Raw genomic sequence first — 14,080 nt, 5'->3', positions numbered from 1 at the left:
CTCTTCGGTCGCCATCCGCGCGGCCATCTGCACATCATGAAAGACCCAATATGCTCTTTGGCAACACCGTGGCCCTCGGCCCCATTTTCCCTGTCGATCTCGAGCGCCTGTTCCGCTGGATGGACAATGCCGACGACGCTCGCCTGAATGAACCCTACCGACCGCTTAACTGGCAGCATCAGGAAGCATTCTGGCTAAATGCCGATCAGGACGCCTCACGCGTCTTCTTCGCTATTCGCGTGCAGGACGCTCCGCACATTGTGGGATTCATCCAAATCCACAAAATCCACGCCATCCATCGATCGGCCCTTATCGGCATCCGCATCGGTGAGGTCGAAGACCGCGGCAAAGGCTTGGCAGCAGACGCGATGGCAGTCGCCATTGAATATTGCTGGCGTGATCTCAACCTGAGCAGGCTCGAACTGAACGTCTTCGCCCATAACGAACCCGCACGGCGGCTGTACCATCGGCTGGGTTTTGTCGAAGAGGGCACCTCACGCAACGCGCTCTTCATGGGCGGGAACTGGATCGATGTGGTGAACATGGCGCTGATGCGACCAGATCGCGTCGCCCCTGAGGGTTAGGCATTCATGCCCGGTTAGGGCGGATTTGTTAGGAACAGCAATCCCGCAAGAAATTGAGACCATGAAACCGACGATCTTACTGACCGCCTTGGCCCTATGCTTGTCCGCATGCGGTCCCGTCCATCCCAGATGGAAGAACGAAAGCTCCCATGACATCCGGGTGACCTATTTCAAAGGCACGGCGCACTACGGGGTACTCATCAAGCAGGGTCGGGAAAATGTGCCGGTCGCACCTTTCGACTTCCAATCGGTTGAACGGATCGAAATCGAAGATAGTGGCCAGATACAGCGGCTAACGAAAGCCGCTGTATCGCAGATGCACACCGAGTGCGGCCATGGCTATTCCTGCCGCATTCGATACGGAGACGATCACCAGTTGAAGGTCGCGCCTGGCTAACAGCTTCCGCTTGCCACCCATCGCACCGACGACATCAGCCGAAAGGCTGGTCAGTCGTCGGTGCGATCATTCGTCAGGCCCTTTGCGCGCAGCTTGGACAGGCGCTGCGGTAAATCCGCAGCAACCTTACGCGCCTCGCCCGGGCGCAGATTGCGCCAACGACGCACTTCCTCACGAGAACGGCCGCAACCGCGGCACCAGCCGGACGAGGCGTCGAAACCACAAAGGTCAATGCAAGGCGAGCGCACAAATCATTCCACTGAATTTGATTGAATACCATACCCCCCTACCCTATAGAGCATCATCCTACCAGCAGCAATTTGCTGCATGACACTGAGGCTACCGAGGGAAAAATGGCCCACATCAATGAAAACCGAGACGCGCTACTCGGGCGAATCAAGCGCATCGCGGGCCAGGTTGGCGCAGTAGAGCGCGCGCTTGGCGGCAATGCGAATTGCACCGAAGTCCTCCATCTGGTCGCAGCCGTTCGCGGCGCCGTGAATGGCCTTCTCGATGAGATCATCGTCGAACATCTGGAGGCCCATGTCGCACGCGACGGTCTGTCGCCCGAAGAACGCCAGCAAGGCGCAGAGGACCTCGTCACGATCATCCGGAGGTACAGCAAGTGAGTACCAAGACCGCCGTGCTGGCCGACACCGGCCACCTGACGCACGAACATATGTTCCTGGCCGCCAGCCATGACGACAATGCCCGCCGGACACTCTGGGTCGTGGTGCTCACCGCCCTCATGATGGTGGCAGAGATTGTCGCTGGTTACACTACTGGATCGATGGCCCTACTGGCTGACGGCTTCCATATGGCCACCCATGCCGGAGCGCTTGGTGTTGCAGCCGCGGCTTATGCCTACGCGAAACGCAATGCTCATAACGGCGACTTCAGCTTCGGCACCGGGAAAGTCGGGGATCTCGCCGGCTTCGCATCGGCCCTCGTCCTGGGCATCATCGCCCTCGCTATCGGCGTTGAGTCCGTCATGCGGCTGTTTGAGCCTATCAACGTCGCCTTCGCGGAAGCCACATGGATCGCAATCCTCGGACTGCTCGTGAACATAGCGTCGGCCTTCCTTCTATCTGGTGGTCATGGGCACGACCATGGTCATCACCATGATCACGGGCATCACCATGGTCACAGCCATGGTGGCGACAACAATCTGCGTTCTGCCTACATGCATGTTCTGGCCGATGCCCTGACATCGGTGTTGGCGATCGCCGCACTTCTGGCCGGTCGCTATCTGGGCTGGGTATGGATGGATCCCATCATGGGCATTGTCGGTGCCGTTGTGATTGCACGCTGGTCATGGTCACTGATGCGCGACACGGCCGCCATTCTCCTGGATCGCACCGATCGCCACGTGGCCGATGAAGTCCGCGAGTTGGTCGAGACGACTGGCGATGCCCGGATCACGGATCTGCACGTGTGGAAGATCGGCCCTGAAGCACACTCCGCGATCGTCGGCGTGTCTGCCCATCCGGGTGTAGATGCGACGGAAATCCGGCGGCGCCTGGTGCCCGTTCACGAGCTCCAGCACCTTACCGTCGAAGTCGCGACAGTGGCATAACCGACAGGAATATCGCGATTTATCCCACATTTTCTCGAATCGTGGAAATGTGGGATAAATTTTTAGGAACACGCGATCGGAATATCCATAACCACGGGCCCAGACAGAAAGCCTTCACAAGAGTCGCGGTTCACTCTGACTGTTCCAAATGGCTTGGGTCGGCAGGAGAGGAAGAGATAAAAAGAACGTAGGAACTTTGTGCGCGCTCCACGGCGACAAAGGAAATTCATCCATTGGACGCCTCGCCACAATAGATCTGTCCATGGTTCAAAATGCTGAAACATCCCTTCGCTCTTGTGAAATCAACCGGCAAGGTCGTTCACATCGATGACGCTTCTAAAACCCAAGCGCCATTTATCTGCGCCGGCTGCCAATCCGAAATGCGCCACGTTGCAGAAACCGTCCCGCATACCCGTAAGGGTAGCGACAAAATCATAACTCGGCGCGGTCACTTTGCACATGTTTCGCATGACGAATGCACATCCGGCCTCGAAACAAGCCTTCACCTGTGGTCGAAGATGGTAATCGAAGAGGCCCGTACTGTCGGACTTCCTCTGCACCATGTCGAATATCTGGACATAGCACGCGACTTTGAGACGGAGTGGAAATACCATGCCGTTACGTTGGAAGAGTGGCAGGACGGCATCAGGCCTGACATCGTATTATATCATCCCGATGGACGCCTGAATGTCGAGATCAAGGTTTACCACGCGGTTGACGAAGCCAAGGCAGAGCTTCTCCGCCAGCGTATCCAGTCATGCATCGAGATCGACGTCGCTGACTATGATTTCGAGACAACTTCGGGCCAAGATCTGCGACAGGCGATCCTTTCCGATGCCCCCCGCGTCTGGATCGCGCATCAGTTGGAGCCCGAACGCATTGCCCTTCTCAAGGAAGAAAGAAGGCAAATCATCACCAACGAAGGCAATCGACTGCGCGACCTGATAGAAAACATTCCCCATCGGATAAAAAGTGAGACCCGCAAGCAGCACGAAGCTGAAATTACGTACTACGGAACTGGAGCTTTTGTCGGCAGAACGATACCCGGTGAGCACTGGTTCTCTGCGCCTGCCCGAAATTGGCAGCACGTAACCCTTCGCGATTTTCTCCGGTCCAAACCGGATGAAAATGGCGATATCCTATACGACAGACCACCCAACATTTACCTCTCCCGTACCCGGGCAGACCAACCACAAAATTCAGTTCCTCCCGTACGCCACCCATTTTTGAATGCTGAGCTTCCAAGCCCATATGAAGTTGACCCGGATGTGCTTGAAGCTGCCGGCATCAGCCGTAAAGAATATGGGACACCTAATCAGGCAGTCGCAACCTACATGCGAATGCTATGCGACGAGCCAGATATAGAAGACGCACATCCGATCGCCAGGCGCATAATTTGCCACGGATCCAAACCAAATACCTTTCGTATCAATCCAGAAAGAGCGGCCTACATTAAGCGTCGAAAAAAGCTTCAACGAGAATACATAGCCGCAGGACGTCGCCGCAAGCTATCTGGATTCGAATTTCGCGATTGGTATGTCGAGCCGCTCTCGCACAACGGCATAACCCCGCGACAAATCTGTATTGAAGGCGGAGTGGCCTACGCCCGTCTCGTCGCAGAGATGCTGGCCATAGTGAACATGCTGGACGGTGGATGGCCCGTCCGACACCTACTAGGCATCGAGGAAGAGTGGCTTCGAAGAAGGCAAGCACGGCAATACAACAAGCCCGATGCAGAGGGCGGCGGCCCGCACCCGTTTCTCGAAAACACTCATCGTCGATGCGCGTCTTACACCATGATGCGCAAAGGTCTATCCTACATCGAAATTCTCGTCGCAATGTGCGATCGCGTTTTTGACACGACAGAGGCAGCCGGAGCTTTCCTCTCCACCCCAAACCATCGAATCGCAAACACCACACCAATGCATTTCGTGCGAGACATTCCCACTCTTCAACGATGCATTGACCTAATGCCTGCAGATCCCAAGCTCACCGATCTTAACGGGAAAACCTACAAAAGGATCTGGTAGCTGACATACGGCATCTGAAATGATTGACCTGTCACGCTGCTCTTTGATCGAACACAGAGAAAAGGCCAGGCTCCCGAGACACCTTGATCTCGTCATCCCAAGCGAACGTCTTCACTGACCGTCGCAACGCTCCATCCTTGCCAGTGATAATCACATCCTGCGCCTTGCGTAGTTCGACCAGCGCTGCATCCACGATCTCACCGATTACCGGCGCCTCGTTGCAATGGGATGCGAACAGTTCTTTCTTGGTCAGCGGCCCCTTCCCGGCTGCCGCCCGTGCGTGAAGCATCCTGGCGAGTTGGTCGACAACGGCGTTCTCCGACCTGGTTCGCGCGTTGTCGTTGAAGCCAAAGTCCAACATATCCTTCCGCACATCCTCGCTTGGATTAAAACCAAGCGAGTTAAAGCCCGCTCGACCGAAATGCTCGAATGTGTTTTCCATTCCCCAGTGGATCTTGCCCATTTCCTCTCGAGCCGAATGGTGCTTCGACAGGTGCAGGAGCCAATAATCCCGATTGGACCCACCTTCGGGGTGGATGAAAAACGGCGTGTAATAATCGGCGCCAGTGTTCCGCTGGATATGCTCGTAGAGCGTGTTTTGGATGAAGCGCTTCCAACCCCGCATCTGCTTCATTTGCAGCATGTCCTGGACATCACTGCGACCGAGATCGACCGCCGCCAAGCCCGCGGTGTCGATCATCCTGTCATTCAGCAGGTTCACCAGATGGTCTACCATGAAGGTCAGCACCACTTCCGGGTTTTGAAGGGCTGCCATGATCTTGCGGATTGTGGCGAATGTGACTGAACTCCATCCGTATTGATCCAGGAAGAACAAGGAGCGATGCGCCCGCCCTCTTGCCTGGATGCGTGCGATCACATCTCCAGAGACCTCTTCAAACTTCGAAGTGAGGATATGGATGTCCCGCCCGATCCGAGAGCCGTGACCCTCGCTTTCCAGAAGATCCCGTAGAAAATCGATATGGTTGCGGTTCGCATCGACGAAGACAAAGTCGACATTGATCGCAATGCCTAGTGTCCGTGCCGCTGCGACCTCAGCCCGAACCCGGTCGACTGCAGCCAACATTCGAAGTGGAGACCCGTCAACCTGACCGCCATCAAGCGTATAGCGACCGCCACCACAGAACCCGTCAACGATTGTGAGGTTGAGAGCACGGGTGCGATGACTCTTAGTCAGTGTGCGAATGTACGCCCCAACATAGGCATCGAATATCTCATGCTTTGCCGCACTGTGGCGACCGAGTTCGGGCAGACTACCGCCCACGATCCAATCGTAACCCAGATTACCTGCCATGGATTGATGCCTCGCTGGCCCTGCCGCCATAGACAAGTTATGAGTAATACTTACAGCAACTGTCCATCCCCTTCTCATTCATTTTGCTCATATTTTCCAGTTTTGGCACCGAAACTCGTTGCCCCACGATTCGCGATATGCCAAGATTCATGGTACGTTCTAGGGGCGCGTTATTATGGCCGACGGCAGTGCAATCGAGTGGACAGATGCGACGTGGAATCCGGTGACGGGTTGTACGAAGATTACTGCCGGCTGCGACAATTGCTATGCCGCCCGCTTCTCTGAGCGGTGGCGCGGCATCCCAGGTCATCCTTTCGAACATGGCTTCGACCTCACCCTTCGGCCTGAACGGCTAGCGCAACCGCTCGCTTGGAAGCGGTCCCGGATGATCTTCGTCAATTCGATGAGCGACCTATTCCACAAGGAGGTGCCCCGCACCTTCATCGATCAGGTCTTCGACACGATGGAGAAGGCGGATTGGCACGTCTTCCAAGTGTTGACGAAACGCAGTTCGCTGATGCGCAGCTATCTCAAGCGGCGCTACCGTGATGCCACACCACCGGCTCACATTTGGCTCGGTGTGTCGGTCGAAGACAGCAAATCCAGCGCTCGTATTACGCATCTGCGAGATGCACCTGCTGGCGTCCGCTTCCTTTCCGTAGAACCGCTGATCGGTTCAGTCGGAAAAGTTGATCTCACGGGCATTCACTGGGTTATTGCGGGCGGCGAAAGTGGGCCGGGCGCGCGGCCGATGGCAATCGAATGGGCGCGTGAAATTCGCGACCTATGCGCCGAACAAGGCGTCGCGTTCTTCTTCAAACAATGGGGCGGCATCCGGCCAAAGACCGGCGGCCGTGATCTCGACGGGCGCGAATGGAACGAGCTGCCGGTTCCCGTCGCCTCGCGCGCCGCTTAACGAGGGGCATATCCCCACCAGACAAGATCAACGGTGCCGCTGAGGCCTAACCGAGACAAACCCGACATGGCCGATGTGGAAAGAGCTGAACATACCTTTGGTGGCGGGTGGACCGAGATCAAGCTCAATGCTGTTTCCGATTACCTCAACTTTTACACGCGAGCGCTGCAAGCGAGTCCGTCGCCGACCAATCCCTTCGAAACGTGGTACATTGATGCATTCGCCGGGACAGGTGACCGCACCATCGAAAGCAAGTCGGCCGGGCTTTTTAGCCAAGAGCCAGGAGTCATGGAACGCGTCCGCCTGGAGGGCTCTGCACGTCGTGCGATAGCCATTGATCCGCCCTTCCGCCACTTCGTATTCATCGAGAAGGATCCACAGCGCTTCGCCGCACTAGAGCGGGTGAAATCCGACTTTCCAAACCACGACATCCGATGCGTCCCTGGGGATGCCAACGATGAACTGCGCAAGGTGTTCTCCAATGGCCCTTGGACGCAGCCGGGCCGGAGCGGACTTCAGCGCGCCGTCGTATTCCTCGACCCCTATGGCATGTCTGTTCGATGGGATACTTTGAGATATCTTGCAAACACCCAACGAGCAGACGTCTGGTATCTCTTTCCACTGCACGCCGCCCTTCGCCAGTTGAGCCACGACCATGCGGCTCTCGACGCTGGAAAAAGGGCATCGCTGAATGAGGTTTTCGGCACCCCCGATTGGGAGCAGCACTTCTACAAGTACACCCCCAAGCCTTCAGACCTCTTCGACTTTGCGGCCACATCAACGCCCAACCGAAGTGCCGACCCTGACAAGGTAGAAAAATTCGCGGCCGAACGCCTACGGACCATCTTCAGTTTCGTGTCTGAGCCGATCCCGATCTTGACCCGGCATAAACTGCGCCAGTTTTCATTATTCCTGCTCAGCGGAAACCCCAACGAACGGGCGGTGTCGCTGATCAAGAGGGGCGTCGCTGCTCAGATTAAAAAGTTTGGCGGACGAACCTTACCTTCGTCCCGGTGACGACAAGCACCATCCCACATCAGTCCAGCTATTATTTCGATATCGCCTGCCTAAAGGCACTGAGTGAAGTCCGGCTGGATCAAGATCAACACCTGGACAGAAATCTCAAAAGACGATGTTGAAATGGAATTATGATGAGAAATGAGATTGCCACCTGGCGCGAGATCAGCCAATCGTCACGCGCTCTCGCGAAGCGTTTCGATCGAGACAAATTCCTGAAGACAGTCTTCAAAGGCTGCATCAAAGTAGGGAAGAGCAAGAGCAACCCAATCCGTGGAAACTTCGTAGCAGCCGGCCTGCGCGAAGCGGTCGGTCATATTATCCACAAACTGTCACCTGACGAAGATGTCCGTGCATGCGTCTGGTTCGTGCAAGCACCAGACACCGATACGGTGACGAGGAGGCAACGGGCGAATTACATCATCAAGGCCGGCCTTTCAGACCAATTCGTAAAGGACATACTGAAGTTCGAGGTGAAGCCCCATGCCGACGAATTGATTGACATGGTGAATGCGCTAAACCGCTCTACACATGTCCGCCCAAACACCATCCTAGCCGACGGCTCAAAAATCAGGCGGATTTTCAGCGAAGTTCTCGACGGAATCAACGCCCTACTGGACGCGGCTGAAGAGAGCCGCGACCTTATCGAAGAGGCGATCGCGGGAGCGATGCAGACCGCCGTGTTCGAAAAGATGATTGGGGAAGCAATCCAGGAGCTCGATGAGCTGTCTACCCACACAGCGATCGACCATCACTGGGTCGACGAAATCGTGGTCACCGACATGGATGCCAACACGATCTACTACGAGGTGACCGGATCCGTTGTGGTCGAACTGCAATATGGCTCAGGATCTGATGTTGCGAATGATATCGGCTCCCGCGACACTGACGAATATCCCTATGAGGCGGAAATCGAACTTCCCATCAGCGACCCGCTGACGGTGACCGCGTCAGACGTGCGAGTAAAAGTCGACACAAGCAGCTTCTACAAATAACGCTTAGCATCAAAGGGCGACTATCACTGCCACGATATCCGCGCACTCCCGACGGACATAACCAGCCAAACTCTGATTATGTCCGTCGGGAAAGCCTGCGCTTTTAGAGCCAGCGCACCCGGCCGGTCGACAGTTCGTACACGGCGCCCACGACCTTCAACTCGCCACGTTCCTGCGGCTCGATAAGCATCGGCTCTGAGAACTTCTGCAGACGTTCAACCATGCGCCGGACGTTTTCCTCGACAGCAGTGTCGACCAGCTTGTCTTCGCCGACATTGCGCTGAGCAGCCAGAACAGCCGGCACGATCGGCTCGATCATACGGGCGATGCTACCCGGAAAGCGTGTGTCCTTCGTCACGACGTCGGCTGCAGCCGCAACAGCGCCGCACTTCTCATGCCCCAACACGACGATGAGCGGCACCTTCAGCACGGCCACCGAATATTCGATGGAGCCCATGCCGGCGGTGTCCACGTTGTTACCGGCAGTCCGGACAATGAACAGTTCGCCGAGGCCGGCACCGAACAGCTGTTCTGGACCAACGCGAGAGTCCGAACAGCCCACCAGCGTCGCGAACGGCTGCTGACCTTCTGCGAGCGCCAGTCGCCGCTCGCGTGACAAGTCGGCCGGCACCGGCGCATCAGCCACGAATGCCTCATTGCCGTCGACCAAGCGCTGCAGGGCCTCGTCCGGTGTCGGTTGCGTGCTAATTACGCTTGCAGTTGCCACTTCTTACTCCTTCACATGAATGGGCGCGCGAGGCAGATAAGAACCGTCTGTCGCCGGCGCCCAACTCGATCGTAACGATTGATTTCCGTCCCTTTACGGCCTGTTGGAGGGTGTAACGGCTGCGTCTGTCCTTTGATCCCCTACCCTACCACTGCGTTCCCGCCACAGGAGGAAGCGGCCCCGGGCTCTTCCTCCCCAGAGACTCCAAAAGGTCGATTTCGATCGTCCTACACATCGTTGATAGCGGCACGTCATGGACGGTGTTGGCAAACGGGTCCGTCAGATCCTGCCCGATCCGCAACGCAGCCAGGAAGATCATCCCGATCAAGGTCGATCCTATCGGTGTGTAGAGATCCAGCGTCTCTACCAACGAGATCGGTAACAGCACGCAGAACAGCCGCGTGAAGAAGTTCGGCATGAACTCGAAGCCGCTGGGCAGCGGCGTGTTCTTGATCCGCTCCATGCCACCCTGGGCATTGGCGATGTCGATCATCACTCGTTCGAACAGGGACTGCTGGATGGTGTCGATCTTCCCATCAGCCCGCGCTCCAGACACGATGCGAGACATGTCCTCGAGCAACGCATTGGGGCGGTTCGTACGCTCGGCAGCCACTTCGGCGGCCTCCTTGCCCGCCAGCCGCTCAATATCCTCTGTCGGATCCTGCCCCCGCAGCCGGCACCGCATCGCGTGCGCGAAAGAGATCTGCCGCAGCACAATAGCTTCCGCTTCCGGGCCAGCCGGCAATACATTGCGACACAAACGGGCGATGCTGCGCGATGCGTTGATCAAAGCGCCCCATAAGGTGCGCGCCTCCCACCAGCGGGCGTAAGCGGCGTTCGTCCGGAACCCGAGAAACAAGGCGATGGCCGTGCCGAACAGCGCGACCGGCAGCGCGGGCTCCTTGATCGGCATGAACCGATGGAAAATGGTGACCGCCACATCCCAAGCGAACAGGATGGTCAGCGGCTTCCAGATTTCGAGTATGATCTGCTGCAGGCGGGGACGCGCTCCGACGATCATCGCGGTGCTCCATTGTCTATGATGTGAGAAGTGTAGCGCCCAATTCTTAAAATCAGGGGGCCACCAAGGATTCAGGCTGACGAGCGCCTGTTCGGTTCAGGATGTCGAAATTGCCCTCGGCAAAAAAGCCGATATGCACCGGCTCGGGCGATAGGTTGTTCCAAGACCATTCGTACAAGCTGCCATGCTGGGGGCGTAATTCCCCGCGCTGAGCGCCCGATGCAATTGTGTCGGCAAGAATTGAACCTTGGTGCCCATCTTCCAGGCGAAGGCGATAGCGGACCTTTGCGCCGCGACTTTCGCTTACGAACCGTACGGTTCCCTCCCCGGCCACATAGGCTGCTACCCGCTGCGTTTCCCCCGGCTGGATCGTGAAGTGCATACGCTTCGTGGCGGGTGGATCATTAAGTGGTGCGTGCAGTCCGCCGGACATCGCCCACACTCCCACCACAGCGAGAGCGACGCATATCAATATGCCTGTCCCGACAAAGATGGCGTCGAATTTTCCGATCCTCACGTCGCGTCTCGATGGCGACCCGCATCCTGTTCAAGCACGGACCGGATCCCGATATGCCAGAAGCCGCAGCGCGTTGATGACCACCAGCAAGGTGGATCCCTCGTGAAGGGCGACAGCCGGTCCGATGCCAAGACCCAGGATGGTCGCCGGTACGAGGAAGGCGACGACACCCAGGCTGACGAACACATTCTGCCTGATAACCCAGCGCGTGCTCCGGCTGAGGCCCACCGCAAACGGCAGGTGCGACAGATTGTCGGCCATGAGCGCCACATCGGCTGTCTCCAAAGCAACATCTGAGCCGGCCGCGCCCATGGCGATACCCACGGTTGCGGTCGCCATCGCTGGCGCGTCGTTCACGCCGTCACCGACCATGGCGACCTTGGTTTCGGCACGCAGCTTCTTGATGGCCTCGACCTTGTCTTCAGGCATGAGATCGCCCCAGGCTTCATCGATCCCGACCTGCTTGCCTATGGCATCAGCCACACGCTGGTGATCGCCCGAGATCATGATCATCCGCTTGATACCGATCTCGCGCAGGCGTTCCAGCGCCGCGCGGGCTGCTTCGCGCGGCGTATCCAGAAGACCGATAGCCCCCATATCCCGCGAGCCGCTGCGCACGACCATGCTGGTCTGTCCTGCCTCCCGCAGCGTCTTGATCGCAGCATCCATCTCGGTGGACAGCGGGGCGATGCCGTCGCTGCGGAACATCTCGGCCTTGCCAATGAGAACTTCGTCCTCACCGACAAGAGCCGAGATGCCGCGACCCGTGAGGCTTTTCAGATTTTCAGCCTCCGGAACTGGATGGTCGCCAATATGCTCGCGCCCATCTCGCGCAATTGCCTGGGCCAAGGGATGGTCGCTGAGGCTTTCTACAGCCACCGCCAGCGCCATCAGTTCTTCCCTGGTGACGCCAGGCGCCGGGATGATCTGCTGGATGCGCGGCTCGCCCATCGTCAGCGTGCCGGTCTTGTCGAACGCGATGGCATCGAGCGATCCCAGCAATTCGAGCGGCGCACCGCCCTTTACCAGGACGCCGCCCCGCGCGGCACGGGCGACACCCGACAGCACGGCGCTCGGCGTCGCGATGGCCAGCGCGCAGGGGCTGGCGGCCACAAGGACGGCCATCGCCCTATAGAAACTGTCGCGGAATGGCTCATCGACGACGACCCATGCGAATAGAAGCAGGAATGCCAAGACAAGAACGGCAGGCACGAAGAAGCGCTCGAAGCGATCAGTGAACCGCTGGGTCGGCGACTTCTGCGTCTCCGCCTCGCTGACCATCTTCACGACCTTGGCGAGCGTGCTCTCGTTCGATAGGCGCGTGACTTCGATCTCGATGAGGCCGCTGCCGTTGATCGTGCCGGCGAAGACCCTGCTGGCTGCAGCGACGCGATCAGGATTGGCCCGAGCAGAGTCCGCGCTTTCGACCGGCTCCTTGTCGACCGGGATGCTTTCGCCAGTGACAGGCGCTTGATTGACCGCAGAATTGCCCTTGATGACGAAGCCATCGGCGGCGATGCGCTCGTCCGGCTTGATGATGACGACATCACCAAGGACCAGTTCCTCGACCGGCACGACACTGGAGCCACCATCCATGCGCCGAACGGTGGCCGTTCGCGGCGCCAACTCGGCCAGAGCTTCGATCGCACGCTTGGCGCGGCCCATGGCGTAATGCTCGAGTGCATGCCCCAAACTGAAGAGAAACAGCAACAAGGCACCTTCGGCCCAAGCGCCTAGCGCCGCCGCACCAGCGGCTGCCACCAGCATCAGTGTATCGATCTCGAAGCGCTTCTGGCGCAGATTTTCGATAGCCTCACGCACGGTGTAGAAGCCGCCGAACACATAAGCCGCGATGAAGAGAGCGAACGGCACCCAGGCGGGGGCCGTCACGAACGTCTCGATGAGGTAGCCCACCCCCAGCGCGCCGCCGCAGGCAAGAGCGAAGATCAGCTCGGTGTTGGGCCCAAGCAGTCCGCCATGCCCATGATCGTGGTCGTGCTTCTCGACAGCCGGGTGATCGTGATCCTTGTCGTGGTCGTGCGCCACGGGCTTCTTTCCGGAAGCCGCGAGTGCCTTGGGTGTTACACCGGCATCGCGAAGCCCCGTGAGAATGCCATCCTCCGACGTGATCGTGCGATCAAACTCAACCCGCACCGTCCCGGGAAGAATGGCCTCGGCTTCGAGCACGCCTGGCAGCGCGCGAAGCGTTTCGCCAATAGACCTGGCACGCCTTTGATGGCCAATGCCGTCGACCTCCCACACCGCATGGCCGATGCGCTCTGCGATCTGCGTCCCCGCCGCCTTCGCCAGCTCCCGGATACGAGGAAGAGAGATCGCGTCCGGATCATAGTGGATGCACAGCTGCGGCAGTGTGCCGGCTGGTTCCTTCGTGACATGCACTTCAGAAACACCGGGACGGCTTTCGATCAAGGATATCAGGCGCGAAACGCAGCCATCAGCCGTGTCGGTGACTTCGGGGAGCAGCAGGGGGACATCAAGGCGGAGTTTTTGAATCATGACCATCATCCTGGTTGGGACACGCTATCTTCGGTAAAAACAGTTGCCATCAGGGTGGATGCAGGCGTCCCTGCTTGCTGATCGTCCGGGTTCTCCTGCAGATCAGCGGTTTTTGATCGGCGCGTACTAGCTTCAACGTGTCGACGCCGGTCAGGCTGACATTGAGCTTATCGCCGACATAGGTCAGGCCCGTGTCGGGCGCAGTCAGACGGATCGGCTTCTGGTTCGGCAGGATCGCCAGATCGAGGGTCAGCCCATCGACCAGGAAATCGCCGTCCAGCTGCGTTCCATCCTCACATGCGTAGAGATGCTCCCCAACGAGCGTGGGAATGGAATTGCGATCATGACGGCTTTCATCGCCGCCACCATTCTGCTGACATCCCATCAGGCTGAGCATCAGGCCTCCTACGGTCAGGGAGAGACGGCTCAAACGATATTGTTTCAGGCGCATGTTGTTTCCCGGATCAGGAG

The 14,080-nt window shown here is 58.0% G+C and carries 15 protein-coding genes; 8 read left to right on the top strand and 7 right to left on the bottom strand.

Annotated elements, in window-relative coordinates; all coding sequences use genetic code 11:
• The first annotated feature begins 50 nt into the window (after positions 1-50).
• Together A0U87_RS24545 and A0U87_RS24540 are read left to right on the top strand one after the other, a co-directional pair.
• Positions 51-584, top strand: coding sequence for a GNAT family protein (locus A0U87_RS24545; protein WP_009821101.1), 534 nt, complete (start codon positions 51-53; stop codon positions 582-584).
• 61 nt (positions 585-645) lie between these two features.
• Positions 646-981, top strand: a complete 336-nt coding sequence (locus A0U87_RS24540; RefSeq protein WP_004210810.1) for a hypothetical protein — start codon at positions 646-648, stop codon at positions 979-981.
• 50 nt (positions 982-1,031) lie between these two features.
• Here the strand turns inward: A0U87_RS24540 and A0U87_RS24535 are convergent, their stop codons facing one another.
• A complete protein-coding gene (locus tag A0U87_RS24535) occupies positions 1,032-1,229 on the bottom strand; it encodes a DUF1289 domain-containing protein (RefSeq protein ID WP_037480019.1) in 198 nt (65 codons plus the stop codon).
• Positions 1,230-1,334: 105 nt separating this feature from the next.
• On the opposite strand from A0U87_RS24535, the gene A0U87_RS24530 reads away from it, so the two are divergent.
• From A0U87_RS24530 to A0U87_RS24520, 3 genes are all read left to right on the top strand, one after another.
• Positions 1,335-1,610 (top strand): metal/formaldehyde-sensitive transcriptional repressor, encoded by a 276-nt coding sequence (locus tag A0U87_RS24530; protein ID WP_004210808.1) that lies wholly within the window; start codon positions 1,335-1,337, stop codon positions 1,608-1,610.
• 50 nt (positions 1,611-1,660) lie between these two features.
• Entirely contained in the window at positions 1,661-2,557 is an 897-nt protein-coding gene (gene dmeF, locus A0U87_RS24525; RefSeq protein ID WP_052027850.1) for a CDF family Co(II)/Ni(II) efflux transporter DmeF, read from the top strand.
• A 272-nt stretch (positions 2,558-2,829) separates the two neighbouring features.
• Positions 2,830-4,587, top strand: a complete 1,758-nt coding sequence (locus A0U87_RS24520) for a hypothetical protein (protein WP_125998924.1) — start codon at positions 2,830-2,832, stop codon at positions 4,585-4,587.
• 31 nt (positions 4,588-4,618) lie between these two features.
• Here A0U87_RS24520 and A0U87_RS24515 read toward each other — a convergent pair whose 3' ends face one another.
• Positions 4,619-5,899 carry a three-Cys-motif partner protein TcmP gene (locus tag A0U87_RS24515; protein WP_037480023.1) on the bottom strand — a complete coding sequence of 427 codons (1,281 nt, stop codon included), beginning with the start codon at positions 5,897-5,899 and terminating at the stop codon, positions 4,619-4,621.
• Positions 5,900-6,074: 175 nt separating this feature from the next.
• Between A0U87_RS24515 and A0U87_RS24510 the strand changes: the two genes are divergently transcribed.
• The 3 genes from A0U87_RS24510 to A0U87_RS24500 all read left to right on the top strand — a co-directional run bounded on the left by A0U87_RS24510 (position 6,075) and on the right by A0U87_RS24500 (position 8,827).
• Positions 6,075-6,815 (top strand): phage Gp37/Gp68 family protein, encoded by a 741-nt coding sequence (locus tag A0U87_RS24510; RefSeq protein WP_017503063.1) that lies wholly within the window; start codon positions 6,075-6,077, stop codon positions 6,813-6,815.
• A 66-nt stretch (positions 6,816-6,881) separates the two neighbouring features.
• The gene (gene tcmP / locus A0U87_RS24505; protein WP_037480024.1) at positions 6,882-7,832 is read left to right on the top strand and encodes a three-Cys-motif partner protein TcmP; all 951 of its coding nucleotides are present in this window, start codon (positions 6,882-6,884) and stop codon (positions 7,830-7,832) included.
• 134 nt (positions 7,833-7,966) lie between these two features.
• A complete protein-coding gene (locus tag A0U87_RS24500; protein ID WP_125998965.1) occupies positions 7,967-8,827 on the top strand; it encodes a hypothetical protein in 861 nt (286 codons plus the stop codon).
• 103 nt (positions 8,828-8,930) lie between these two features.
• Here A0U87_RS24500 and A0U87_RS24495 read toward each other — a convergent pair whose 3' ends face one another.
• The 5 genes from A0U87_RS24495 to A0U87_RS24475 all read right to left on the bottom strand — a co-directional run bounded on the left by A0U87_RS24495 (position 8,931) and on the right by A0U87_RS24475 (position 14,060).
• Positions 8,931-9,554 carry a carbonic anhydrase gene (locus A0U87_RS24495; protein ID WP_004210803.1) on the bottom strand — a complete coding sequence of 208 codons (624 nt, stop codon included), beginning with the start codon at positions 9,552-9,554 and terminating at the stop codon, positions 8,931-8,933.
• A gap of 145 nt (positions 9,555-9,699) precedes the next feature.
• A complete protein-coding gene (locus A0U87_RS24490; RefSeq protein ID WP_037510716.1) occupies positions 9,700-10,575 on the bottom strand; it encodes a bestrophin family ion channel in 876 nt (291 codons plus the stop codon).
• 52 nt (positions 10,576-10,627) lie between these two features.
• Complete coding sequence (locus A0U87_RS24485) at positions 10,628-11,008, bottom strand: hypothetical protein (protein WP_228223024.1); 381 nt, start codon at positions 11,006-11,008, stop codon at positions 10,628-10,630.
• A gap of 114 nt (positions 11,009-11,122) precedes the next feature.
• The gene (locus A0U87_RS24480; RefSeq protein WP_169859983.1) at positions 11,123-13,609 is read right to left on the bottom strand and encodes a heavy metal translocating P-type ATPase; all 2,487 of its coding nucleotides are present in this window, start codon (positions 13,607-13,609) and stop codon (positions 11,123-11,125) included.
• A 49-nt stretch (positions 13,610-13,658) separates the two neighbouring features.
• Positions 13,659-14,060 carry a hypothetical protein gene (locus A0U87_RS24475; protein WP_232015803.1) on the bottom strand — a complete coding sequence of 134 codons (402 nt, stop codon included), beginning with the start codon at positions 14,058-14,060 and terminating at the stop codon, positions 13,659-13,661.
• Positions 14,061-14,080: the final 20 nt, after the last annotated feature.

The sequence above is a fragment of the Sphingobium sp. MP9-4 genome (assembly GCF_005281675.1).
Classification (GTDB): domain Bacteria; phylum Pseudomonadota; class Alphaproteobacteria; order Sphingomonadales; family Sphingomonadaceae; genus Sphingobium; species Sphingobium yanoikuyae.
Note: the sequence above shows the minus strand (reverse complement) of the source record. Positions and strands in the feature narration are given on the sequence as shown.

Coding starts and splice junctions, on each gene's coding strand:
- A0U87_RS24540 (WP_004210810.1), top strand. CDS start 646: ATGAAACCGACGATCTTACTGACCGCCTTGGCCCTATGCTTGTCCGCA.
- dmeF (WP_052027850.1), top strand. CDS start 1,661: ATGTTCCTGGCCGCCAGCCATGACGACAATGCCCGCCGGACACTCTGG.
- A0U87_RS24545 (WP_009821101.1), top strand. CDS start 51: ATGCTCTTTGGCAACACCGTGGCCCTCGGCCCCATTTTCCCTGTCGAT.
- tcmP (WP_037480024.1), top strand. CDS start 6,882: ATGGCCGATGTGGAAAGAGCTGAACATACCTTTGGTGGCGGGTGGACC.
- A0U87_RS24475 (WP_232015803.1), bottom strand. CDS start 14,060: ATGCGCCTGAAACAATATCGTTTGAGCCGTCTCTCCCTGACCGTAGGA.
- A0U87_RS24485 (WP_228223024.1), bottom strand. CDS start 11,008: ATGTCCGGCGGACTGCACGCACCACTTAATGATCCACCCGCCACGAAG.
- A0U87_RS24500 (WP_125998965.1), top strand. CDS start 7,967: ATGAGAAATGAGATTGCCACCTGGCGCGAGATCAGCCAATCGTCACGC.
- A0U87_RS24515 (WP_037480023.1), bottom strand. CDS start 5,899: ATGGCAGGTAATCTGGGTTACGATTGGATCGTGGGCGGTAGTCTGCCC.
- A0U87_RS24490 (WP_037510716.1), bottom strand. CDS start 10,575: ATGATCGTCGGAGCGCGTCCCCGCCTGCAGCAGATCATACTCGAAATC.
- A0U87_RS24530 (WP_004210808.1), top strand. CDS start 1,335: ATGGCCCACATCAATGAAAACCGAGACGCGCTACTCGGGCGAATCAAG.
- A0U87_RS24480 (WP_169859983.1), bottom strand. CDS start 13,609: ATGATTCAAAAACTCCGCCTTGATGTCCCCCTGCTGCTCCCCGAAGTC.
- A0U87_RS24510 (WP_017503063.1), top strand. CDS start 6,075: ATGGCCGACGGCAGTGCAATCGAGTGGACAGATGCGACGTGGAATCCG.
- A0U87_RS24520 (WP_125998924.1), top strand. CDS start 2,830: ATGCTGAAACATCCCTTCGCTCTTGTGAAATCAACCGGCAAGGTCGTT.